This window comes from Neisseria sp. SLRRB23 (assembly GCF_050896295.1).
Classification (GTDB): Bacteria; Pseudomonadota; Gammaproteobacteria; order Burkholderiales; family Neisseriaceae; genus Neisseria.
Map to the genome: position 1 here is coordinate 23,352 of NZ_JBPBFH010000013.1, position 22,323 is coordinate 45,674.

Consider the following 22,323-nt stretch of genomic DNA (forward strand, 5'->3'; position numbering starts at 1 on the left):
GAGATGAATAAACAGAATATGCGTTATATTTTTTTGATAGGTTTGCTACCGGTTGCGTCTGCCTTCGCCGAGACTGCGGTGCAATGTCATAATTTGAAAGACGATGCTTTACGCTTGGCGTGTTATGACAGAATATTTGCGGTACGGTTTCCGGATATGCCGGGAAAATCCGGGCGGCATGAGACAAAACCTGTACTTAATCTTACTGAAACCGTACGAAGCAGCTTAGATAAGAAAGAGACTGTCATCGTGGTTGACGAAGATGTGCCGTCCGGCGATCAAGCAGGAGCTACGGAAGCTACATATACGCCGTTGAGCCTGATGTATGATTTAGATAGAAATGATACGCGAGGGCTTCTGAGTGTACGCGAGCATAATCCAATGTACCTTATGCCGTTTTGGTATAACAGTTCGCCCAACTATTCTCCGAGTTCACCGACGCGCGGCATAACCGAACAAGAGAGATTCGGGCAGCAAAAGCGTGCGGAAACCAAACTTCAGATTTCGTTTAAAAGCAAAATCGCTGAGGATTTGTTCAAAAGCCGTGCGGATTTGTGGTTTGGTTATACGCAGAAATCAGACTGGCAGATTTTCAATCAGGGCAGGAAATCCGCACCGTTCCGAAATACGGATTATAAGCCTGAAATCTTCCTGACCCAGCCTGTGAAGGCTGACTTGCCTTGGGGCGGCAGGCTGCGTATGCTTGGTACAGGTTTTGTTCACCAGTCTAACGGGCAAAGCCGTCCGGAGTCGCGTTCGTGGAATAGGATTTATGCTGTGGCGGGGATGGAGTGGGGAAAGTTGACCGTGGTGCCACGTGTGTGGATGCGCGTATTTGATCAAGGAGGCGATCAAAACGACAACCCGGATATTGCCGACTATATGGGTTATGGCGATGTGAAAGTTCAGTACCGTTTGAATGACAGGAAGAATGTGTATTCAGTGCTGCGTTACAACCCCAAAACGGGTTATGGCGCAGTAGAGGCTGCCTATACTTTTCCTATTACAGGCAAGCTTAAGGGTGTAGTGCGTGGCTTTCACGGTTATGGAGAGAGTCTTATCGACTATAACCGCAAACAGAGCGGTATCGGTTTCGGTTTGATGTTTAATGATTGGGACGGCATCTGAACCGTGTTCGGGTAAGGGATATCAAGTCGGCGGTGCCGTCTGAAGCCATCGGGGGCTTTACGGCGTATGAGATAAAAAGCTCGTTTGAATTCTGGCAAGAGCGTATAATGTGTAGTTTGCACAAACTTTGTCGGAATCAAGCAAGATGACTGAACCTGCAGCCGAAGGCGGTAAAACTGCTAAGGCGTTAAAAAAATATCTGATTACAGGCATTTTGGTCTGGCTGCCGATTGCGGTAACGGTTTGGGTTATTTCCTATATCGTTTCCGCATCCGACCAACTCGTCAACCTGCTTCCGAGACAATGGCGTCCGCAATATGTTTTGGGGTTTAATATCCCGGGGCTCGGCGTTATTGTTGCCATTGCAGTATTATTTGTAACCGGATTATTTGCCGCAAACGTATTGGGCCGGCAGATTCTTGCCGCGTGGGACAGCTTGTTGGGTAGGATTCCGGTTGTGAAATCCATCTACTCGAGTGTTAAAAAAGTATCCGAGTCCCTGCTTTCCGACAGCAGCCGTTCGTTTAAAACACCGGTACTCGTGCCGTTTCCCCAGCCCGGTATTTGGACGATTGCTTTCGTGTCCGGGCAGGTGTCGAACGCACTTAAGGGTGCATTGCCGCAGGATGACGATTATCTTTCCGTGTATGTTCCGACCACGCCAAATCCGACCGGCGGTTACTATATTATGGTTAAGAAAAGCGATGTGCGCGAACTCGATATGAGCGTGGACGAAGCGTTGAAATATGTGATTTCGCTGGGTATGGTCATCCCTGACGACCTGCCCGTCAAAACATTGGCAGGACCTATGCCGTCTGAAAAGGCGGATTTGCCCGAACAACAATAAAGCCGCCGTTCAGACGGCATTTTCTGTTTTCAGTTTAAATCAATAAAAGGTGATTTTATGCGTACCAACTATTGCGGTCTGATTAGCGAGCAATACTTAGACCAAACCGTTACCGTCAAAGGCTGGGTACACCGTCGACGCGACCACGGCGGTGTGATTTTTATCGACCTGCGCGACCGCGAAGGCATCGTTCAAGTCGTTATCGACCCTGACACTCCGGAAGCATTTGCCGCTGCCGATTCCGCCCGCAACGAATACGTTTTGAGCATTACCGGCCGCGTACGCAACCGCCCAGAAGGTACAACCAACGACAAAATGATTTCCGGCAAAATCGAAATCCTTGCCAAAGAAATCGAAGTCTTGAACGCTGCCGCTACGCCTCCGTTCCAAATTGACGATGAAAACATCAGCGAAAACGTTCGCCTGACCAACCGCGTTATCGACTTGCGCCGTCCTGCCATGCAACGCAACCTACGCCTGCGTTACCAAGTCACCATGGGCGTTCGCCGCTACTTGGACGCACAAGGCTTCATCGACATCGAAACCCCGATGCTGACCCGCTCCACGCCTGAAGGCGCGCGCGACTACCTCGTGCCGAGCCGCGTTCATCCGGGCGAATTCTTCGCTCTGCCACAATCTCCGCAATTGTTCAAACAACTGTTGATGGTGGCGGGGTTCGACCGTTACTACCAAATCACCAAATGTTTCCGTGACGAAGACTTGCGCGCCGACCGCCAACCTGAATTCACTCAAATCGACTTGGAAACCTCGTTCCTGAACGAGGATGAAATCATGGAAATCACTGAAGGCATGGCCAAACAAGTCTTCAAAGATGCTTTGAACGTAGATTTGGGCGATTTCCCACGCATGCCTTACTCTGAAGCCATGTTCTACTACGGTTCTGACAAACCAGATATGCGCATCAACTTGAAATTTACCGAGTTGACCGATCTGATGAAAACGGAAGAATTTAAAGTTTTCCGTGGCGCAGCCGACATGAAAGGCGGCCGCGTAGTCGCTCTGCGTGTACCAAACGGCGCAAAATTCAGCCGCAAAGAAATCGACGAATACACTAAATTTGTCGGCATCTACGGTGCGAAAGGTTTGGCATACATCAAAGTAAACGATGTGAGCAACCTCTCCAACGGCGAAGACAGCGGCCTGCAATCTCCAATCGTGAAATTCCTGTCCGAAAACGCCCTGAAGGAAATCATCGAGCGTACCGGCACAAAAAACGGCGACATTATCTTCTTCGGTGCAGACAAAACTAAAGTTGTGAACGAAGCCATCGGCGCATTGCGTATCAAAGTCGGCTTGGAACACGGCAAAGACAACGGCTACTTCGTAGACGAATGGAAACCTTTGTGGGTTGTCGATTTCCCAATGTTTGAATACGACGAAGAAGCCGACCGCTATGTTGCCGTACACCATCCGTTTACCGCGCCGAAAGAAGGTCATGAAGACCTGATGGTTTCCGACCCTGCAAACTGCCTGGCCCGTGCCTACGACATGGTATTGAACGGCTGGGAAATCGGCGGCGGCTCTATCCGTATCCATCGTGCAGACGTACAAGAGAAAGTGTTTGCCGCGCTGAAAATCGGCCCTGAAGAGCAACAAGAGAAATTCGGCTTCCTCTTGGACAACCTGAAATTCGGTGCACCTCCTCACGGCGGCCTTGCATTCGGCCTCGACCGTCTGGTTACCCTGATGACCGGTGCCGAATCTATCCGCGACGTGATTGCCTTCCCGAAAACACAACGTGCACAATGTCTGTTGACCAATGCACCTAACAGTGTGGATGACAAGCAGCTGCGTGAATTAAGTTTGCGTTTGCGCCAGAAGGCAACCGAAACTAAAGAAGTGTAAGAAAAACAGAGCCGTTTACGGCTCTGTTTTTTTAGACGGCATTTTACGCTTTTTAACTTTTTGCTAATTTAAACCTAATTTGGCTGTGTTTTAATAGCGGCATTGAAAAATACTTCTTGTTCAATAAATCGATAAAGAAAGGACTGAAAATGAAAAAATTGTTATTGGCCGCTGTTATTTCCCTGAGTGCCGCTGCTGCATTTGCCGGTGACCATGCAGAGCGTCAGATTTACGGTGATCCCAATTTTGAACAGAACCGCGTAAAAGCTGTGAAAATGTTGGAACAGCGCGGTTATCAAGTTCACGATGTTGATGCCGACGACCATTGGGGTAAGCCTGTGCTGGAAGTAGAGGCCTATAAAAACGGCCGTGAATACGACATCGTGTTGTCTTATCCGGACTTAAAAATTATCAAAGAGCAGGTTGATTACTGATCTCTTTGATGGGAAGATGAATGAGAAATGCCGTCTGAAAGACAGTTCAGACGGCATTTTGTTTTTGCTGGAAAGAATGGTCTAGAACAGCAGGTCGACCGTTTCAGAAGCAGTATTTTCAAGGGTTTCTGTTTCTGCCTGAGGTACGGATTCGACAGCAGGCCTTCTATTGGATGGCAGGATGGGAACGGGGCGGATGCTTTGAGCCGGCTGTTTTTCTACAGTCTGCGGGACAGACGGTTCGGCAGGATTGGATTGGATGCTTTGGGCCGGTGTTTCGGGTTGGCTGTATGCGGCAGAACCCTGCATCCATGCCAGCGACCTAAGCGGCATCTTTAGCTTGCCGTTTTTGCCGCAGGTCAGGCAGACGGGTGCGCCGGTACGTGCTTTAAGTACGGCATCGATTTTCCCGGATGCGATGGTTTTACCCTGTGTTTTTGCCCATTGCGCAATACTTTTTTTCAGTGAGGCCATTTCAAGGTTGTTCTTACCGTAAGGGTCGGGGAAGGCAGCAAGCCAGAGGTTGTTTCCTGCATCTTCGTTGAGACCGGCCATTTGATAGATGACAGATGCAGGCGAGCCTGTGGCGATGGTTTTGGCAAATTCGAGCGCATCGGGCGATTTCATGCGGACGCAGCCGTGGCTCCGGACCCCAGGAACGCTGGCCGGTGCATTGGTTCCGTGTATGCCCAAACCTAGTTTCGGGTCGCCTAAGCGGACAAAAACCGGCCCTAGAGGGTTGTCCGGACCGGCGGCTATGGTTTTCACGCCGTCGTCGCGTTCTTTTTGTATGGATTTGGGGATGTGCCAAACGGGGTTATAGGCTTTTGCACCGATTTTATGTTCACCCAAGTTGGTCTGAGTCATGGCTCGTCCGACTGCAACGGGATAGACCTTGGTTAGGTTGCCGTCAGTGTAGAGGAACAGGCGTTGCTGAGGGATGTTGATGAAGACATGTTGACCTTGCGCAATAGGGGAAACATCGGGAATAACTGTATGCGCGTATGAAAAACTGGTTATAGATAGTACGGCGGTGAGGCAGATTGTTTTATTCATATCAAAATGTAGTGTGCGTTCGATGGTGTTTTGGCAAATCATACCTGAAACCGTGTGGTTTTGTGCGAAAATATGCGTTTCGGTACAGTACGGACGGATTTGGGAATGGAGACGGAAGTAAATGTCGCAGAAATTTCCGCCTTGGATTATGAAGGCAGGGGTGTGGCAAAGGTTGGCGGTAAAACGGTTTTTATTAAAGGGGCATTGCCGTCTGAAAGAGTCGGTTTTCAGATTACCAAACAGAAAAAGCAGTTTGACGAAGCGGAAACGGTAGCGATATTCAAAGTTTCGGATGAGCGTACCGTCCCGCAGTGCCGTTATTTTGAACGCTGTGGCGGTTGTTCCCTGCAACATATTTCTCCGACAGCGCAGGTGGCGTTCAAACAAAGGATTATGGAAGAGCAGCTCGAGCGTATCGGCAAGGCCAAACCGAAGCAGATATTGCCGCCGATTTACGGACATGTATGGCATTATCGGGATAGGGCGCGGTTCAGTGTGTCATTAGACAAATCATGCCGTCTGAAACTGGGGTTTCAGGCAAAGAAAACGAATGATGTGGTGGGCATTTCGTCATGTATGCTGATTCCGAAGCCTGTTTCAGACAAGCTGCCGGCCATCAGGGAGCTTTTGCAGGATTTGGCGGAAGAGGGAAGTATTGCCCGTTTTGCCGAGTTTTATCGCGGCAGTGAAATCACCGTATTGAACATCGCGTTCAAAAGCAAACTTCGGCAGAATGATGAAAACCGGATTAGGCAGTGGTTTGATTCGGAATTGTCGGATGACTGGCAGGTTTGGCTGCAAATCGAAGGAAAGGTATCGGAACCGTTTTATCCCCAAAAGGATACGACATTAAAATATACGTTACCGGAATTCGGCATCGAAATGCCGTTCCGGCCGGGAGATTTTACGCAGATTAATGCAGATACCAACCGACTGATGGTTTCACGCGCCGTAAAAATGCTCGACATATGTCAGGGTGAGCGAGTTGCAGACTTGTTTTGCGGTTTGGGCAATTTCAGTCTGCCCATAGCCAAGAGTGGAGCGAGTGTGGTTGGTGTTGAAGGTGCGGAAAACCTGGTCGGGCGTGCCCGGCAAAATGCACGGTTAAACGGTTGCGGCGGACAAACAGATTTTATTGCTGCCAACCTCTTTGATTGCACCGAGAATATGGTGGCCTCATGGGGGAAATTTGACAAAATGTTGATAGATCCTCCCAGAAGCGGTGCGTATGAAGTCGTTAGATCATTGAAGCCGCCTTATCTCCCGAAAAAAATCGTTTATGTGTCCTGCAATCCTTCTACTTTGGCACGGGATGCGGGCGTATTGGTTGAAAAAGGCTATATACTCGGCCAGGTGGGGGTAATGAATATGTTTGCCCATACATCCCATGTTGAGTCTGTTGCCGTATTTGAATTGTTATCGTAAATCCGGTAGGCAGTATCTAAAAATAAAAAGTAAAGATTAATGAAGGTAAAACGTCTAAGGTGGAATAAAATTCAATATATTTAAATACATAAAATGTAAAGTAAAATGTAATAAAACTTGTATCTTGGGCATATTGCCCAAAGTTGAATTATGGTATGATTTGATTCTTTTAAGTCTATTTCAGTTAATTGTTAATAATAAAAGCGGGTGGCTACCGTCTCGGACGGTTTAACCATTCATATTTGCTCATTACGGTATTGGGAGTGTCCTTTGGAAAACTCATTAATTATCGGCTTGGTACTAGTGGCTGTATTGCTGGTGCTTTTGGTCATGCGTGCGAAACAAGGTAAACAAATACCGAAGCACAAGTCTCAAAACGGCGGCAACACAAAAGAACAATCGTCTGATTATGATGATACAGACTGGATTGACCAAGTTGACCGTTCGGTTTCAGAGAGTACGCAATCTGGCTGGTCGTGGAATGAAAGTGCGGAAACCGCGTCTGCAGCCGTATCTGCACAAGAAGTTGATCCGCTGACGGAATATCAGGTTTATAAACAATTCGGGTACCAGGGTAAGGCAGCCGAATCCCTGGCTGCTTATTTGAACAGTATTCCGGACGATGAAGACAAGCCTGAAAACCTTATCCGCGAATTGTTTGATACCAACCTTGAAGTGGGAAATGTAGATGTTTTGGCAGATAATTTGCAGAAGTACGGCAGTCTGATTTCTTCTGAGCTTCTGACGAAATATATTCGGCAGGCACTGAGGCTGGATTCTAATCATTTGCGTAGCCGTGTCTTGGCGGAGGAAGGTTTGGGATGGAGTGTTCAAGAAATAGAAAAACAAGCTGAGAGCAATTCTACGGTAACTGCATCTACATCCGCACTGTCGGATTCTATCAGTAAGGGATATGAGGTTGAGCAAGCCAAGCGTATCCCGATTGTACAGGGTAAAAAAGATTTTTCTGAAATTAGCCAGGAGGAGATTGGTGCGATTACCGGTCTGGTGCGTGCAGATAAAGGTGCAAAAATCCTTAAGGACAAAGTTAGTTATGAAACAGCATCGAAACAATATGACCGTGCCATTCGGGCTTCTGAGAAACCTGCCAACCTGATTATTGATGCACTCAAACTTGATTACCAATATGCAGACATCGATCGTTTTGCCGGACATCTGTGGAAGCTTTATCACGCATTGGGAAACTATGGCAGACAGGTAAAAGAGAGAATGCTGGGGTGGGGATACAGCTTGGGCTACCATGAAGTCTTCGATGATTTGGAAAAAGGACCGGACGATCAGCAAATTAAAGACATCGGTATGGGGCATGGGTATCTGCCGCAAAATATACAGAAATCAAAAGCACAATATCGGGATTTGGTACTTCAAGATTCTTCACTAATCAATACCAATGTATCTCCGGCAGACGATGCGATTAAAGAAGTAGAATCGTTGCTGATGTATGGTCAGTTGGATGCGGCAATAGATGTGTTGGAGCAGGCGGTATTGAAATATCCGGACGAATCCCAGCTGTATATTACGTTAATCGATATTTATGAACGTACCGAAGATTGGGATAGATTGGGGCAGTTTTTAAGGGTGCTGAGGGAGCGTGCCGACAGATTGCCGGAAGAAGTCGTCATGCTGATGAGCCGGCTGCTGCAGCGTATGAATCAAAATATAAAAAAATAAAACGGTACGGGGAATAATAAAAAATGGAAGTACAAATACCGAAAATTAAAACAGTACACGTTATGTTGGCGGGGATGACGGCGCATCAGGAATCCGTTTTTCAAATGGCATTCAAAATGCACAATACCACCCGTTATGAAACGATACCTTCTTCAGACGGCAGTATCGTACCTGATTTGGTTTTAGTGGATACTGATGCAGAGGGCGGTCTGGATCTTTGGAAGGAGTTTGGTGAACGTTATAAGGATATACCTGTTACCGTATATTCGGAGAAAGCCCCTGATGCTGAAGTTCCCTACCTGCCTAAACCAATCCGGTTTGAAACATTGTTTCCCATGCTCCGCAAATTATTGCAGGGAGAAAATGTTTATGGGAAATCGTTTACTGCGCCTGTAGGTCAGTCTGCAAAAGGCAGTGGCAATGAGCAACGTACGACAACAATACGCCGCTTCAATCCGAATAAAGGTTTATTGGGAGCGTTGCGATTCGCAGAAAAGAACGATCAGGATATTGCCATTTTACACAGCGGAAAGCCGGTTCTTATCGTTTTTCCCTCAATACAACGGGTTCTTCTGACAGAAAGTGCGGAAAAACTTGAGCAGTTGTGTAAGGACGATAATGTGCAGGTGGGCTGTAAAGTCGTTCCTGATAACCCCCAGTGGCGTGAAAAAGCAAAAGTCAGCATCATGTCCTGTATGTGGCAGCTTTCTATTTGGACGGCACAGGGTAGGTTAATTTATCCGATCTCTCCGGATACCTTGTTTACGTTGAGGTCTTGGCCGAATTTGACTAGGTTGGCGCATGTGCCGGAATCGATACGGTTATCGGCGTTTTTAACTAAAACATCTGTTAACCTTAATGTGTTGTATAAAGTTATGCCTTTGAGTATTAATGATATTTTGAATTATATTGCGGCAACTTATGCAACAGGGTTCTTATCTGTAGATTTGAAGACGGTCTCCCAGCATTCATATCATGATACGGTAGATAAGATAGATATCNGAGTCAATTCTGCCTCAGACAGTGAAATGGCAAAAGAAGCGGTAAAAATGACCGCACCATCACAAACACAGCCGCGAAGTCTTCTTCAAAGGCTGATGACAAAACTGTTGGGTAATTAGGAGCGGAGATATGAGAGAAAATAAAATTATTTTCACCGGTCCTGTCGGTGTGGGAAAAACCACGGCTATTGCAGCCATTTCAGACGACCCTCCCATTCAGACTGATACTTCGGCATCTGATATGACTTTGGATAGAAAAAGGAACACGACCGTAGCAATGGATTATGGCGTAATCTATCTGGATGAAGATACCAAAGTTCACCTGTATGGTACCCCGGGTCAGGAGCGATTTAACTTTATGTGGGAAATTCTGAGTCAAGGCAGTATGGGCTTGGTTTTGCTTTTAGATAATGCACGGACTAATCCGTTGAAAGATTTGGAATTTTTCTTGGATTCGTTTCAAGGATTACTGAAAACGGCGCCGGTCGTTATCGGTATTACTAAAATGGATATACGCTCACAGCCCGGTATCGACGTATATCACAAATATCTTGCAAAACATAATCTTAATGTTCCGGTTTTCGAAATTGATGCCCGTAAGGAAAATGACGTAAAACAATTGGTTAGTGCAATGTTATTTTCTATTGATCCGGGACTGGAGGTTTAACATGGAATCAACACTTTCACTACAAACGAATTTATATCCCCGCCTGACCCCGGCCGGCGCATTCTATGCAGTATCCAGCGATACTCCGAGTGCCGGCAAAACTTTGCTGCACGGTTTGCTGAAGGCAGACCCCGGTGAAGTGGTTAGTAGCGAGAAACTGCTTGCTTGGGCAGATACCTCCGACATTGATACCGCTTTAAATTTGCTGTACCGTCTGCAAAAACTTGAATTTCTCTATGGTGATGAAAATGGTGATTCTGACGGTATTAACTTTGCAGACGAACAATTGCCGTTGTTGATGGAACAGTTGTCCGGCAGTGGTAAGGCATTATTGGTCGATCGGAATGGTCTGTATCTTGCCAATGCCAATTTCCATCATGAGGCGGCTGAAGAATTAGGGTTGCTGGCGGCAGAAGTTGCACAGATGGAAAAGAAACATCGGCTATTGGTTAGGAATAATCTGTATATTAACAATAATGCTTGGGGAGTTTGCGATCCTTCCGGTCAGAGCGAACTGACATTTTTCCCATTATATATTGGGTCAACCAAGCTTATTTTGGTTGTCGGTGGTATTCCGGACTTGAGTAAGGAGGCATTTGTTACTCTAGTAAGGATTTTATACCGCCGTTACAGTAACCATGTGTAAAGCAGGACAGGAGGGGTTATGCAGCAATTATTGATTTCGATCCTTGAAGATTTAAACAATACATCTACGGATATTATCGCGTCTGCCGTTATCTCAACCGATGGATTACCGATGGCGACTATGTTGCCTTCGCATTTGAATTCGGATAGGGTAGGTGCGATTTCTGCTACTTTGCTTGCTTTGGGCAGTCGTTCGGTAAATGAGCTTGCCTGCGGTGAGTTGGAGCAGATTATGATTAAGGGAAAATTGGGCTATATCCTTTTGAGCCAGGCAGGCAAAGATGCAGTATTGGTGCTGATGGCAAAAGAAAGCGGCAAGCTTGGTTTGATTCTGTTGGACGCAAAACGTGCGGCAAGACATATTGCAGAAAGTATATAAGGGCTGTATATTCAAAGGCTGAGTACAATCAGTTGTAAATATATGTTGACATAGTCTGCATTTTGAATTAATATTTAAAGCTATTCCCCGATAGCTCAGTCGGTAGAGCGACGGACTGTTAATCCGCAGGTCCCTGGTTCGAGCCCAGGTCGGGGAGCCAAATTTTAAAACCCTCTAAGTATTACTTAGAGGGTTTTACTTTACCGGCAGTCAGAAATGCCTTTTTAAGATGCTTGTTCTTTAGATGGAAAGGGTGCTCCTGTATATCAGGGCTGCCATCAAATCAACAAGCTGATTTATGGCAGGAATAATGCTGTAAAGGCATTCAAGGAATGTGCTGAAGAAGGATTATTGAGATATATCGCTGATACGAAAAACCGTCCGCTGTTTAAATCCTTCGGGCTACAATTTTGCCCACGGAAAAGTCAACGAACGGCTGGATGAGGAATGTATTCTTGCAGTATTCGCTTGTCAACACTTCAGACGACATACTGTTCAGCATTTATTCCGATATAGATAAAAGCATGGTTTGGCATTTTGGCTGGTGTTGCGGATATGGACATGCTACTTGGCAGCTGAGAGATTTAAAACAGTGATTTGTGTAAAAATGCCGTCTGAAGCATTGATTTTCAGACGGCATTTTGTTGTGTGTTTATTTTTTCAGTTCGGAGAGAATATCGTCTATGGTTTTTTTTGCATCTCCGAAACACATTACGCTGTTTTCATTGAAAAACAGTGGATTCTGTACACCTGCGTAGCCGGTGCTCATCGAGCGTTTGAAGACGACGACTTCTTTTGCCTTCCACACTTTCAACACGGGCATGCCGGCAATCGGGCTGTTCGGGTCGGTTTGGGCGGCCGGGTTGACGGTGTCGTTCGCGCCGATGACCAAGACTACATCGGTTTCGGGGAAGTCGTCGTTGATTTCGTCCATTTCCAAAACGATGTCGTAGGGGACTTTGGCTTCGGCAAGCAAAACGTTCATATGACCGGGCAGACGGCCGGCGACGGGGTGGATGCCGAAGCGCACTTCTGTGCCGTTTTTACGTAAAAGCTCGGTGATTTCGGCAACGGGGTATTGCGCTTGTGCGACTGCCATGCCGTAGCCCGGGGTGATAATGACACTGTTTGCGCCTTTCAGCATTTCGGCAACATCGGCAGCTTTGACTTCTCGGTATTCCCCTATCTCTTGGCTGCCGGAAGATGATGTGCCGCTGTCGCTGCCGAAACCGCCGGCGATTACCGAGACAAACGACCGGTTCATGGCTTTGCACATAATGTAGGACAGAATCGCGCCGCTTGAGCCGACCAGCGCGCCGGTAACGATGAGCAGGTCGTTGGAGAGCATAAAGCCTGCCGCTGCTGCCGCCCAGCCGGAGTAGGAGTTCAGCATGGACACGACCACGGGCATATCTGCGCCGCCGATGGAGGCAACCAAGTGCCAGCCGAATGCGAGGGCAATCAGGGTCATAATCAGCAGGATGAAGCCGCTGCCGTCAATGCCGACAAATACGAGCAGCAATACAAACGATACGGCAAGTGCCAGTGCGTTGAGCTTGTGTTTGGCGGGCAGTTGCAGCGGGCTGCTGCTGATTTTGCCGTTGAGTTTGCCGAATGCAACCAGTGAGCCGGTAAAGGTTACCGCGCCGATGAAAATGCCCAAATAGACTTCGACCAGGTGGATGGTGTGCATATCAGGGGAAACGTTGCCCGGCTCGATATAGCTGTTGAAACCGACCAAAACGGCTGCCAAGCCGACGAAGCTGTGCAGAAGTGCAATCAGTTCGGGCATTTCGGTCATTTCTACTTTTTTGGCTTTGTAGATGCCGATTGCCGCACCGATGAGCATGGCGATGATAATCCATCCCAGTCCATGGGTATTGTCGGAAAAGACCGTTACGAAGAGGGCGACCGCCATACCGGCGATACCGGAATAACAGCCCTGCTTGGCGGTTTCCTGTTTGGACAGCCCCGCCAGTGAGAAGATGAATAAAATTGCGGCAACGATATACGCCGCTGTTACGAGTCCTGAAGACATAGAAATTCTCCGATTTTCGATGATTTGTTTCCGATGCCGTCTGAAAAATTGACGTTCGTGTTTTCAGACGGCATCTGTTTCAAGCAGCCACGACAAACAGCCCGACGGTGCAGACAAATCCGCCCGCCCACATCAGCGAGCGCATAGCGGCTTTGTCGGCGATATAGCACCAGATAAAGGCGAGGCGGAACAGGATGAACAGGCCCGCAAGCGTGTTGATGGTCGATTGCGCCGCATTGCCGGTTGCGTGTGCCGTCAAAACGGCGGCGGCAAACGGTGCAAAGACTTCAAAACCGTTTTGCTGCGCGGCGTGGGCACGGGCGGCTGCGCCTTGCGTATGCGCCAGAAAATCGCGCGGATTGTGGTTGTCTTTAAACCGGAATCCGCCCGCTTTTTTGGCATACGCCGCACAAAAAAGCGGCAATAGGTAGGCAATCAGAATACACCAATAGGCGAAAGTCATGGCTTACCCTTTCTTAAACATATTCAGCATACGCCGTGTTACCGCAAAGCCGCCGAAGATGTTGATGCTGGCAATCAGGATGGCAACAAACGACAGCAGCGAAACAAAGCCGTTGCCCTGACCGATTTGCAGCAGCGCGCCGACGACGATGATGCCGGAGATGGCGTTGGTTACCGACATCAGCGGTGTGTGCAGCGAGTGGCTGACGTTCCAAACGACATAGTAGCCGATGACGCAGGCGAGGACGAAGACGATAAAGTGGTTCAGGAATGCTGCGGGTGCGACCGCGCCGACCCACAGCACCAATACGGCGGCGATGACGGCGGGCGCGAGTTTCTTCCACAGGGGAACAGGTTTCGGCTCGGGCTTGGCGGCAGGCGCGGCTTTTTCAGACGGCGTTTGCTGCGGCCGGGCGGAAACCTGAATCGGCGGAGGCGGGAAGGTGATTTCGCCGTCGCGGGTAACGGTCATGTTGCGGATAATCACGTCTTCGAAGTCCAGCGTGATTTCGCCGTCTTTGTTCGGGCTTAACAGCTTGGTCAGGTTGACCAAGTTGGTGGCGTAAAGCTGAGAAGACTGTCCGGCAAGGCGGTTTGCCATGTCGGTGTAGCCGATGATTTTCACGCCGTTGTCGGTTACGGACAATTCGTCCGGGCGGGTGAGTTCGCAGTTGCCGCCCGTCGCCGCCGCCAAATCGACGATGACGGAGCCGGATTTCATGCTTTCCACCATTTCTTTGGTAATCAGCTTGGGCGCGGGTTTGCCCGGAATGGCGGCGGTGGTGATGATGATGTCCACTTCTTTCGCCTGTTCGGCAAATAGCTTCATCTCGGCGGCGATAAATTCGTCGCTCATCACTTTGGCGTAGCCGTCTCCGCTGCCGCCCGATTCTTGCGGGAAGTCGAGTTTCAGAAACTTACCGCCCATCGATTCGATTTGTTCCGCCACTTCCAAGCGGGTATCGAATGCGCGCACCACTGCGCCGAGCGAGTTTGCCGTACCGATCGCCGCCAAACCTGCCACACCTGCGCCAATCACCAAAACCTGCGCGGGCGGCACTTTGCCTGCGGCAGTAATTTGACCGGTGAAGAAACGGCCGAAGGCGTTGGCGGCTTCAATCACGGCGCGGTAGCCGCTGATGTTTGCCATCGAAGACAAAGCGTCCAAAGCCTGCGCGCGGGAAATACGGGGCACCATGTCCATCGCCAGCGCGTTGACTTTCTTGGCGCGCAAGGCTTCGACCAAAGCCTCGTTTTGGCGCGGCCACAGGAAGCTGACGATGGTTTGACCTTCGTTCAAAAGCGGCAGCTCGTCTTCGGACGGCGCGTTGACCTTATAAATCAAAGGGCAGGCCCAAACCGCCGCTTTGTCGGCAACGGTTACGCCTGCTGTTTGGTAAGCGGCATCATCCAAACTTGCCGCCAAACCTGCACCGCTTTCGACAACGGTTTCAAAGCCCAGTTTGCCCAGCAGGGCGACGGTGGCGGGCGTGCAGGCGACGCGGGTTTCGCCGGATAATGACTCGCGTGGGATACCGATTTTCATCTCTGAATCCTTTTTCGGGTTGTTTATATGTATCGTGGGTTAAATTTAAATCGGGGCAGGGCAGAGCAACGCCGTACCGGTTTAAAACCGATTCACTTCAAATGTTAATATATTTTAGATAATCCCCTTATAACGAATTTTCATCAGGCTGGCAATAGTTGCGGCATTTTCCCGTGTTGTCCGACACATACTGCCGTTTGCGTTTGAAGTCATTTTCCGATTGCAGTCCCACCCGCCGTAACATTCTTTGCCGTTTCACTATATAATCCACATTTTTTGAGCCGCCGTTATGCCGCACGCCCTCGTCCTTCAATTTCCCTCCGCCGAAGCCCTGCATTCCGACTTCCCCTCACGCCTGCCCGAGCCTGATTATGCTGATGAAAAGCGTATGCGTTTTATCGTTGAAGAAGGGTTTTCTTTAAGCGAGGCGGACGCGGCGTTGCTTGGCAGCCGTCAAATCGACCACGCCGTGTTGCCGGATATGGATTTCGACGAACTCGGTTTAATTGTCAGCGATATGGATTCGACACTGATTACCATTGAATGCGTCGATGAAATTGCGGCAGGCGTGGGTTTAAAAGACAAAGTAGCGGAAATTACCGAGCGTTCGATGCGCGGCGAACTCGATTTCGAACAGTCTTTACGCAGCCGCGTTGCGCTGTTGGCGGGATTGGACGAACAGATTTTGGCGGACGTTTATGAAAACGTTTTGAAGCTCTCGCCCGGTGCGGAATTTTTGTTGGACGAATGCAAAAGGCACAATGTGAAATTCCTGCTGGTGTCCGGCGGGTTCACGTTTTTTACCGAAAGGCTGCAACAACGACTCGGCTTCGAATACCAACACGCCAATATTTTGGAAATTGAAAACGGCAGGCTGACCGGACGTTTGAAAGGCAGAATCATCGATGCGCAGGCAAAGGCGGATTTATTGCGCGAATACCGCAGCCTCCTCGGATTGCAGCCGCATCAGGTGTTGGCGATGGGCGACGGTGCGAACGATATTCCGATACTCAAAGAAGCGGGCATAGGCGTGGTTTACCGCGCCAAACCGAAAGCGCGGGCCGCCGCCGATGCCTGTATCAACTTCGGCGGTTTGGAGCGTGTACGCGGCCTGTTCGGATAGGCGGATAGGAAACGGATGCCGTCTGAAAGGTTTTCAGACGGCATTTGAACGGCGGGAACGACAGTGGGACGCAAGAAACTTTGGTTTGCCCTGGCAGCAGCAGGCGTTATCGGCGGTCTGGTCGGCATTGTGCTGACGGAACTGATGCACTTCATACAACACACAGCATACGGTTATGGTGCGGACGGCGTGTACATCTCGTTCCGTGAAGGCGTGGCACAGGCTTCCGGTATGCGGCGCGTTGCCATGCTGACGCTGTGCGGCGCGATCGCAGGCGGCGGCTGGTGGCTGCTCAAACATTTCGGCAAGCCGCAAATCGGAATCAAAGCTGCCTTGAAGCAGCCGTTGCAGGGGCTGCCGTTTCTGACGACGGTTTTCCATGTTCTGCTGCAAATCATAACGGTCGGACTCGGTTCGCCGCTCGGACGCGAAGTCGCCCCGCGCGAAATGACCGCCGCGTTCGCTTCGGCAGGCGGCAAACGCTTGGGTTTGGACGAAGGCGAAATGCGCCTCTTGATTGCCTGTGCGTCCGGTGCGGGTTTGGCGGCCGTGTATAACGTGCCGCTCGCCTCCACGCTGTTTATCCTCGAAGCGATGTTGGGCGTGTGGACGCAGCCGGCGGTTGCCGCCGCATTGCTGACTTCGGTCATTGCCACCGCCATGGCGCGTATCGGTCTGGGCGACGTGCAGCAGTATCATCCCGCCAACCTTGCCGTAAATACTTCATTGCTTTGGTTTTCCGCCGTCATCGGCCCGATACTGGGCGCAACCGCCGTCTTTTTCCAGCGTACCGCCCAAAAATTCCCCTTCATCAAGCGCGACAATATCAAAATCATTCCCTTGGCAGTCTGCATGTTTGCGTTCATCGGCGTGATTTCCGTTTGGTTTCCCGAAATTTTGGGCAACGGCAAAGCAGGCAACCAACTGACTTTTGGAGGCTTGACCGACTGGCAACACAGCCTTGAGCTGACCGCCGTCAAATGGCTGGTCGTCTTGATGGCGTTGGCGGCAGGCGCATACGGCGGACTGATTACGCCGTCTATGATGCTCGGCAGCACCGTTTCTTTTGCAGCCGCCGCCGCGTGGAACAGCCTCTTCCCCGCAATGCCGTCTGAAAGCGCGGCAGTCGTCGGAGCGGCGGTGTTTCTCGGCGTATCGCTCAAAATGCCGCTGACCGCCATTGTGTTCGTATTGGAACTGACTTACGCGCCGCTGTCCCTGCTGCTGCCTTTGTGCATCGGCATGGCGGGTGCATTGGGAACATCGGGAAAAATAGGCTTCAAATGAATGCCGATAAATGCCGTCTGAAAGGTTTTCAGACGGCATTTGTTTGTAAATTGTCAACAATATCTGCAAAAACCTACTGTCAAAAAACTGAAAATAGCGGATAATACCGCCCCGAAAAAGTTCCCCTTTCCCCATCCAACTGTCAGAAAAGGAAGCCCCAATGTCCGTCATCAAACGCGCCCTGATCAGCCTGTCCGACAAGACAGGCGCAGTCGAATTTGCCCAAACCCTGACCAAGCTCGGTGTTGAAATCCTCTCCACCGGCGGCACGGCGAAACTGCTTGCCGATGCAGGCGTTCCTGTGATTGAAGTTGCCGACTACACCGGTTTTCCCGAAATGCTCGACGGCCGCGTGAAAACCCTGCATCCGAAAATCCACGGCGGTATCCTCGGCCGTCGCGATTTGGACGAACACGTCGCCAAGATGGAAGAACACGGCATCGGCAACATCGACCTCGTGTGCGTCAACCTTTACCCCTTCGCCGCCACCATCGCCAAACCAAACTGCACACTGGAAGACGCGATTGAAAACATTGACATCGGCGGCCCGACCATGGTGCGTTCCGCCGCGAAAAACTGGAAACACGTCGCCATCGTTACCGACACAGCCGATTTCCCGGCCATAGCTGCCGAAATGGAAGCCAACAACGGCGCGTTGAGCGACAAAACCCGCTTCAACCTCTCACGCAAAGCATTCAGCCATACCGCCCAATACGACGGCATGATTTCCAACTACCTGACCTCGCTTTCAGACGACGTCTTGAGCGGAGAGCCCGAAATCGGTGAATTCCCGAGCCAGTTCAACCAAAGCTGGATTAAAGTGCAAGATATGCGCTACGGCGAAAACCCGCATCAGCGCGCCGCGTTCTACCGCGATATTGACCCCGCCGCAGGCAGCCTTTCCGCCTACAAACAGCTTCAAGGCAAAGAATTGTCTTACAACAACATCGCCGATGCCGATGCCGCTTGGGAAGCCGTCAAATCCTTTGACGCACCAGCCTGTGTGATTGTGAAACACGCCAATCCGTGCGGCGTAGCCGTTGCAGCCGATACCTTGACCGCCTACAAACTCGCCTACGCCACCGACACCACCAGCGCGTTCGGCGGCATCATCGCCTTCAACCGTGAAATCGACGGCGAAACCGTCAAACAAATTACCGACAATCAGTTTATGGAAGTCCTGATGGCGCCGAAGTTCACCGCCGAAGCCCTCGAAATCGCCGCCGCCAAGAAAAACGTGCGCGTATTGGAGGTGCCTCTCGAAGCAGGCGCAAACCGCTTCGAACTCAAACGCGTCGGCGGCGGACTGTTGGTACAAACGCCCGACATCTGCCGTATCAGCCGCGCCGATTTGAAAGTCGTCTCCAAACGCCAACCGACCGAGCAGGAATGGAACGATTTGCTGTTCGTCTGGAACGTCGCAAAATACGTCAAATCCAACGCCATCGTGTTCGGCAAAGGCGGACAAACCTACGGCATCGGNGCAGGCCAAATGAGCCGCGTGGACAGCACCCGCATCGCCGCCCGCAAAGCGCAAGATGCCATTTTCGACCTCAACGGCGCGTGTGCCGCTTCCGATGCCTTCTTCCCCTTCCGCGACGGCGTGGATGTGATTGCCGAACAGGGCATCAAAGCCATCATCCATCCGGCAGGCTCGATGCGCGATCAGGAAGTTTTCGACGCGGCGGACGAACACGGCATCGCCATGGTGGTAACCGGCATCCGCCACTTCCGCCATTAAGGCAGATGAACAAGGCAATGCCGTCTGAAGGGCTTTCAGACGGCATTTTTTGCGCCTTGCCGTAATTCTGAAACCTGTCATTCCCGCGAAAGCGGGAATCTAGACCGTTCGGTTTCGGTTTTTTTGAGGTTTCGGGTAATTTCTAAATCGTTCTCCCCGCGAAAAACAGAAAATCAAAATACGAAGGTAGGAATGACGGCGGGGGGATTTCTGTTTTTTTGATAACGCCATAACTTTGAAATTCGTCATTCCCGCGAAAGCGGGAATCCAGTAACGCAACAGGAATTTATCGGAAATAACTGAAACCGAACGGACTAGATTCCCGCCTGCGCGGGAATGACGAGAAACGGCGGCGATTTCTCGGAAATAACTGAAACCCACCGCCGTCATTCCCACGAAAGTGGGAATCTAGGAATGAAAAGCAGCAGGAATTTATCGGAAAGGGCTGAAGTCCAACGAGCCTGGATTCCCGCCTGCGCGGGAATGACGGTTTGGAAGTTGCCCGAAATCCAAAAAAACCGAAGCCGAACAGACTGGACGCTCACAAAAACAGAAAATCAAAAACAGAAACCTAAAATCGCATCATTCCCGCGAAAGCGGGAATTTGGAAACGCAACGTTAAGGCAATTTATCGGCAATGGCTGGAGCTCAAAAAACCGGATTCCCGCCTGCGTGGGAATGACGGGATTTTAGGATGAAGATGGCGGGAGTCGGAGGGCTGAAGCCCGCCCTGCGCAACTGCTTTTGCGGGAATAACGATATGGGTATTTTCTGTTTTCATCCGCGATAAATGCCGTCTGAAGCCTGTTTGGGGTTTCAGACGGCATCGGGCTTTTTGTGCATTTGCCACAAAACGGATTGGTATTTGCTTGCGGCAAGATGAAAACGGTGCAGGATGTTTTGGGAAACAAATGCCGTCTGAAGGGCTTTCAGACGGCATTTGTTGCGCCGTGCCGTTTAACGCGCCAGCGGTTCGGTGCGTTTGATCAGCCACGCTTTTGCCGCTCCTTCGGTCAGCGGCTCGAGGCGGCAGCGGACTTCGGCGTGGTAGCGGTTGACCCAGTCGATTTCGCCATCGGTCATGAGGGCAGTGTCCATCAGGCGGGTGTCGAGGGGGCAGAGGGTCAGGGTTTCGAAGTACAAGAAGCTGCCGAACTCGGTTTCCTGCGGGTGGACTACGGCTTGGTTGGCGGCGAGGTTTTCAATGCGGATGCCCCATTTTCCTGGGCGGTAGAGTCCGGGTTCGATGGAGGTAACCATGCCTTTTTTCATGGCGGTTTCGGGAGTGGCAGGGGCGGCGAAGGCGATGCGTTGCGGACCTTCGTGGACGTTGAGGAAATAGCCTACGCCGTGGCCTGTGCCGTGGCCGTAGTCGCACTGCGCCTGCCACAGGGGTTTGCGACAAATTGCGTCTATCAGCGGTGAAGGGATGTTTTCGGGGAACACGGCTTCGGCAAGCGCGATATGGGCTTTGAGAACGAGCGTGTTGTCGCGTTTTTGTTCTGCTGTGGGAGTGCCGACAGGGACGACGCGGGTGATGTCGGTTGTGCCGCCTTTGTATTGCGCGCCGGAGTCGATGAGCAGCAGCCCGTTGCCGCTGATGGTGCTGTGGCTTTCTGGTGTTGCGCTGTAATGCGGCAGGGCGCCGTTGGCGTTGAAGCCTGCGATGGTGTCGAAACTCAATGAAATGAAGCCCGGTCGCGCGCTGCGGTGGCGATAAAGCATGGTGTCCACGTCGATTTCGGTCAGGCTGCCGCCGTTGTCGATGATGTCTTCAAACTCGGCGAAGAAACCGCACAACGCCGCGCCGTCGTGTTCCATCGCTTCGCGGATGCGGGCGATGTCGGCTTCGGATTTGCAGGATTTGAACAGCGTGGACGGGTTGATGCCTTCAATCAGGCGTACGCTTTCGGGCAGGCGCACAAGCGTGCTGACGGCGGTTTTGTTCGGTTCGATAAGCAGCGCGCCACCGATTTGCGCGAGTTTGTCGGCAACTTGGGCGTAAGGTTCGACCGTGATGCCTGCGGTTTGCAGCGCGGCTTCGGCTTCGGCGTTCAGACGGCATCGGTCGGTAAACAGGACGGCGTTGTCTTTGCCGATCAACAGGAAGGACACGAAAACAGGGTTGAAAGGCACGTCGCTGCCGCGCAGGTTGGTCAGCCAAGCGATGTCGTCAAGCGAGGAAACTAAGTGGTAATCTGCGCCTTTTTCCGCCATAACTGTGCGCACGCGGGCGAGTTTTTCGGTGGTGGTTTCAGAAACATAGTCGGGGTCGTGGATGAAAACGGTTTCGGCGGGGATAGCGGGACGGCTTGTCCACACTTGGTCAAGCAGGTCGTCGGGGTGTTCGATGCGGATGTTTTTGGCGGCTAGGGATTGTGCCAAAGTGCGTTTGCCGGTGAGCGACACCATATCGGAAGGGATGCCGACGGCGGCGTTTTCGGGAAGGTTTGCCGCGAGCCATTCGTTGTACGGCGGCACTTGACCGCTTTTTTGCAGCTCAATGCCGCTGCCGGAAAGCTGTTTGGCGGCTTGTTCCCAATAGCGGCTGTCCACCCATACGCCCGCTTCGTCGGCGGTCAGGACAAACGTGCCGACCGAGCCGGTAAAGCCCGACAATTCGCGCCGCGCCTGCCAATGCTCGGGCAGGTATTCGGACAGGTGGGGGTCGGCGGAAGGGATGACGAGTGCGTCCAAGCCTTGCGCCTTCATGGCTTCGCGCAATGCGGACAGGTAATTCGATACGGTATTCATGAACGGATTCTCCAGAGAAAGTGTAAGGTTTCAGACGGCATGGCGGCGTACCGGCTGGGGAAACGTAACCATCTTATCAAATCGTTTGCCGACTGCAAAACGCGTTCAGGGGTTTGAAAGTATATTTTGTACGGTAAAAAGCGATGCAAGGCTATTTGTTGTAAACTTTCAGGCATAAAATGCCATATTGCATGTTTTTCTGAAAATAATTGGGAAAAATCAGGAATATTAG

General features: G+C 50.8%; 19 protein-coding genes and 1 tRNA gene. 14 read left to right on the forward strand and 6 right to left on the reverse strand.

What is annotated here, in order from left to right:
- Positions 1-3 precede the first annotated feature (3 nt).
- The 4 genes from ACRPFF_RS04780 to ACRPFF_RS04795 all read left to right on the forward strand — a co-directional run bounded on the left by ACRPFF_RS04780 (position 4) and on the right by ACRPFF_RS04795 (position 4,275).
- Positions 4-1,128: a phospholipase A gene (locus ACRPFF_RS04780; RefSeq protein WP_432673955.1), complete on the forward strand. Its 1,125-nt coding sequence runs from the start codon at positions 4-6 to the stop codon at positions 1,126-1,128.
- Between the two features lie 145 nt (positions 1,129-1,273).
- Complete coding sequence (locus ACRPFF_RS04785; RefSeq protein ID WP_432673956.1) at positions 1,274-1,975, forward strand: DUF502 domain-containing protein; 702 nt, start codon at positions 1,274-1,276, stop codon at positions 1,973-1,975.
- A gap of 57 nt (positions 1,976-2,032) precedes the next feature.
- Positions 2,033-3,841 carry an aspartate--tRNA ligase gene (gene aspS, locus ACRPFF_RS04790; protein WP_432673957.1) on the forward strand — a complete coding sequence of 603 codons (1,809 nt, stop codon included), beginning with the start codon at positions 2,033-2,035 and terminating at the stop codon, positions 3,839-3,841.
- A gap of 149 nt (positions 3,842-3,990) precedes the next feature.
- Complete coding sequence (locus ACRPFF_RS04795; RefSeq protein ID WP_039854296.1) at positions 3,991-4,275, forward strand: PepSY domain-containing protein; 285 nt, start codon at positions 3,991-3,993, stop codon at positions 4,273-4,275.
- Positions 4,276-4,356: 81 nt separating this feature from the next.
- On the opposite strand, the gene ACRPFF_RS04800 is transcribed toward ACRPFF_RS04795, so the two are convergent.
- Positions 4,357-5,373, reverse strand: a complete 1,017-nt coding sequence (locus ACRPFF_RS04800; protein ID WP_432673958.1) for a L,D-transpeptidase — start codon at positions 5,371-5,373, stop codon at positions 4,357-4,359.
- Between the two features lie 63 nt (positions 5,374-5,436).
- Between ACRPFF_RS04800 and rlmD the strand changes: the two genes are divergently transcribed.
- The 7 genes from rlmD to ACRPFF_RS04835 all read left to right on the forward strand — a co-directional run bounded on the left by rlmD (position 5,437) and on the right by ACRPFF_RS04835 (position 11,300).
- A complete protein-coding gene (gene rlmD / locus ACRPFF_RS04805) occupies positions 5,437-6,756 on the forward strand; it encodes a 23S rRNA (uracil(1939)-C(5))-methyltransferase RlmD (RefSeq protein ID WP_432673959.1) in 1,320 nt (439 codons plus the stop codon).
- Between the two features lie 270 nt (positions 6,757-7,026).
- On the forward strand, positions 7,027-8,448 hold the full coding sequence (locus ACRPFF_RS04810; protein ID WP_432673960.1) for a tetratricopeptide repeat protein: 1,422 nt from the start codon (positions 7,027-7,029) through the stop codon (positions 8,446-8,448).
- Between the two features lie 23 nt (positions 8,449-8,471).
- Positions 8,472-9,569, forward strand: coding sequence for a response regulator (locus tag ACRPFF_RS04815; protein ID WP_432673961.1), 1,098 nt, complete (start codon positions 8,472-8,474; stop codon positions 9,567-9,569).
- A gap of 10 nt (positions 9,570-9,579) precedes the next feature.
- Complete coding sequence (locus tag ACRPFF_RS04820) at positions 9,580-10,116, forward strand: GTP-binding protein (RefSeq protein WP_432673962.1); 537 nt, start codon at positions 9,580-9,582, stop codon at positions 10,114-10,116.
- A gap of 1 nt (position 10,117) precedes the next feature.
- Positions 10,118-10,762 (forward strand): peptidase M23, encoded by a 645-nt coding sequence (locus tag ACRPFF_RS04825; RefSeq protein WP_311398449.1) that lies wholly within the window; start codon positions 10,118-10,120, stop codon positions 10,760-10,762.
- 18 nt (positions 10,763-10,780) lie between these two features.
- Positions 10,781-11,140 (forward strand): roadblock/LC7 domain-containing protein, encoded by a 360-nt coding sequence (locus ACRPFF_RS04830; RefSeq protein ID WP_311398448.1) that lies wholly within the window; start codon positions 10,781-10,783, stop codon positions 11,138-11,140.
- An 84-nt stretch (positions 11,141-11,224) separates the two neighbouring features.
- Positions 11,225-11,300, forward strand: a tRNA-Asn gene (locus ACRPFF_RS04835).
- Positions 11,301-11,792: 492 nt separating this feature from the next.
- Here ACRPFF_RS04835 and pntB read toward each other — a convergent pair.
- The 3 genes from pntB to ACRPFF_RS04850 all read right to left on the reverse strand — a co-directional run bounded on the left by pntB (position 11,793) and on the right by ACRPFF_RS04850 (position 15,186).
- On the reverse strand, positions 11,793-13,178 hold the full coding sequence (gene pntB, locus ACRPFF_RS04840; protein ID WP_432673963.1) for a Re/Si-specific NAD(P)(+) transhydrogenase subunit beta: 1,386 nt from the start codon (positions 13,176-13,178) through the stop codon (positions 11,793-11,795).
- Positions 13,179-13,257: 79 nt separating this feature from the next.
- Positions 13,258-13,641 (reverse strand): MAPEG family protein, encoded by a 384-nt coding sequence (locus tag ACRPFF_RS04845; protein ID WP_432673964.1) that lies wholly within the window; start codon positions 13,639-13,641, stop codon positions 13,258-13,260.
- Positions 13,642-13,644: 3 nt separating this feature from the next.
- Complete coding sequence (locus tag ACRPFF_RS04850) at positions 13,645-15,186, reverse strand: Re/Si-specific NAD(P)(+) transhydrogenase subunit alpha (protein ID WP_432673965.1); 1,542 nt, start codon at positions 15,184-15,186, stop codon at positions 13,645-13,647.
- Positions 15,187-15,475: 289 nt separating this feature from the next.
- Here ACRPFF_RS04850 and serB point away from each other — a divergent pair, with 289 nt between their 5' ends.
- The 3 genes from serB to purH all read left to right on the forward strand — a co-directional run bounded on the left by serB (position 15,476) and on the right by purH (position 19,337).
- The gene (gene serB / locus ACRPFF_RS04855; RefSeq protein ID WP_432673966.1) at positions 15,476-16,309 is read left to right on the forward strand and encodes a phosphoserine phosphatase SerB; all 834 of its coding nucleotides are present in this window, start codon (positions 15,476-15,478) and stop codon (positions 16,307-16,309) included.
- Positions 16,310-16,372: 63 nt separating this feature from the next.
- Entirely contained in the window at positions 16,373-17,596 is a 1,224-nt protein-coding gene (locus ACRPFF_RS04860; protein WP_432673967.1) for a chloride channel protein, read from the forward strand.
- A gap of 160 nt (positions 17,597-17,756) precedes the next feature.
- On the forward strand, positions 17,757-19,337 hold the full coding sequence (gene purH / locus ACRPFF_RS04865; protein WP_432673968.1) for a bifunctional phosphoribosylaminoimidazolecarboxamide formyltransferase/IMP cyclohydrolase: 1,581 nt from the start codon (positions 17,757-17,759) through the stop codon (positions 19,335-19,337).
- A 628-nt stretch (positions 19,338-19,965) separates the two neighbouring features.
- Here the strand turns inward: purH and ACRPFF_RS04870 are convergent.
- Together ACRPFF_RS04870 and ACRPFF_RS04875 are read right to left on the reverse strand one after the other, a co-directional pair.
- A complete protein-coding gene (locus tag ACRPFF_RS04870; RefSeq protein WP_432673969.1) occupies positions 19,966-20,277 on the reverse strand; it encodes a hypothetical protein in 312 nt (103 codons plus the stop codon).
- Positions 20,278-20,294: 17 nt separating this feature from the next.
- A complete protein-coding gene (locus ACRPFF_RS04875; RefSeq protein WP_432673970.1) occupies positions 20,295-22,091 on the reverse strand; it encodes an aminopeptidase P family protein in 1,797 nt (598 codons plus the stop codon).
- Positions 22,092-22,323 lie beyond the last annotated feature (232 nt).

Excerpts from the sequence above, each read along its gene's own strand:
- ACRPFF_RS04780 (WP_432673955.1), top strand. The coding sequence starts at position 4 with ATGAATAAACAGAATATGCGTTATATTTTTTTGATAGGTTTGCTACCG.
- ACRPFF_RS04785 (WP_432673956.1), top strand. The coding sequence starts at position 1,274 with ATGACTGAACCTGCAGCCGAAGGCGGTAAAACTGCTAAGGCGTTAAAA.
- aspS (WP_432673957.1), top strand. The coding sequence starts at position 2,033 with ATGCGTACCAACTATTGCGGTCTGATTAGCGAGCAATACTTAGACCAA.
- ACRPFF_RS04795 (WP_039854296.1), top strand. The coding sequence starts at position 3,991 with ATGAAAAAATTGTTATTGGCCGCTGTTATTTCCCTGAGTGCCGCTGCT.
- ACRPFF_RS04800 (WP_432673958.1), bottom strand. The coding sequence starts at position 5,373 with ATGATTTGCCAAAACACCATCGAACGCACACTACATTTTGATATGAAT.
- rlmD (WP_432673959.1), top strand. The coding sequence starts at position 5,437 with ATGGAGACGGAAGTAAATGTCGCAGAAATTTCCGCCTTGGATTATGAA.
- ACRPFF_RS04820 (WP_432673962.1), top strand. The coding sequence starts at position 9,580 with ATGAGAGAAAATAAAATTATTTTCACCGGTCCTGTCGGTGTGGGAAAA.
- ACRPFF_RS04825 (WP_311398449.1), top strand. The coding sequence starts at position 10,118 with ATGGAATCAACACTTTCACTACAAACGAATTTATATCCCCGCCTGACC.
- ACRPFF_RS04830 (WP_311398448.1), top strand. The coding sequence starts at position 10,781 with ATGCAGCAATTATTGATTTCGATCCTTGAAGATTTAAACAATACATCT.
- pntB (WP_432673963.1), bottom strand. The coding sequence starts at position 13,178 with ATGTCTTCAGGACTCGTAACAGCGGCGTATATCGTTGCCGCAATTTTA.
- ACRPFF_RS04845 (WP_432673964.1), bottom strand. The coding sequence starts at position 13,641 with ATGACTTTCGCCTATTGGTGTATTCTGATTGCCTACCTATTGCCGCTT.
- ACRPFF_RS04850 (WP_432673965.1), bottom strand. The coding sequence starts at position 15,186 with ATGAAAATCGGTATCCCACGCGAGTCATTATCCGGCGAAACCCGCGTC.
- serB (WP_432673966.1), top strand. The coding sequence starts at position 15,476 with ATGCCGCACGCCCTCGTCCTTCAATTTCCCTCCGCCGAAGCCCTGCAT.
- ACRPFF_RS04870 (WP_432673969.1), bottom strand. The coding sequence starts at position 20,277 with ATGCCGTCTGAAAGCCCTTCAGACGGCATTTGTTTCCCAAAACATCCT.
- ACRPFF_RS04875 (WP_432673970.1), bottom strand. The coding sequence starts at position 22,091 with ATGAATACCGTATCGAATTACCTGTCCGCATTGCGCGAAGCCATGAAG.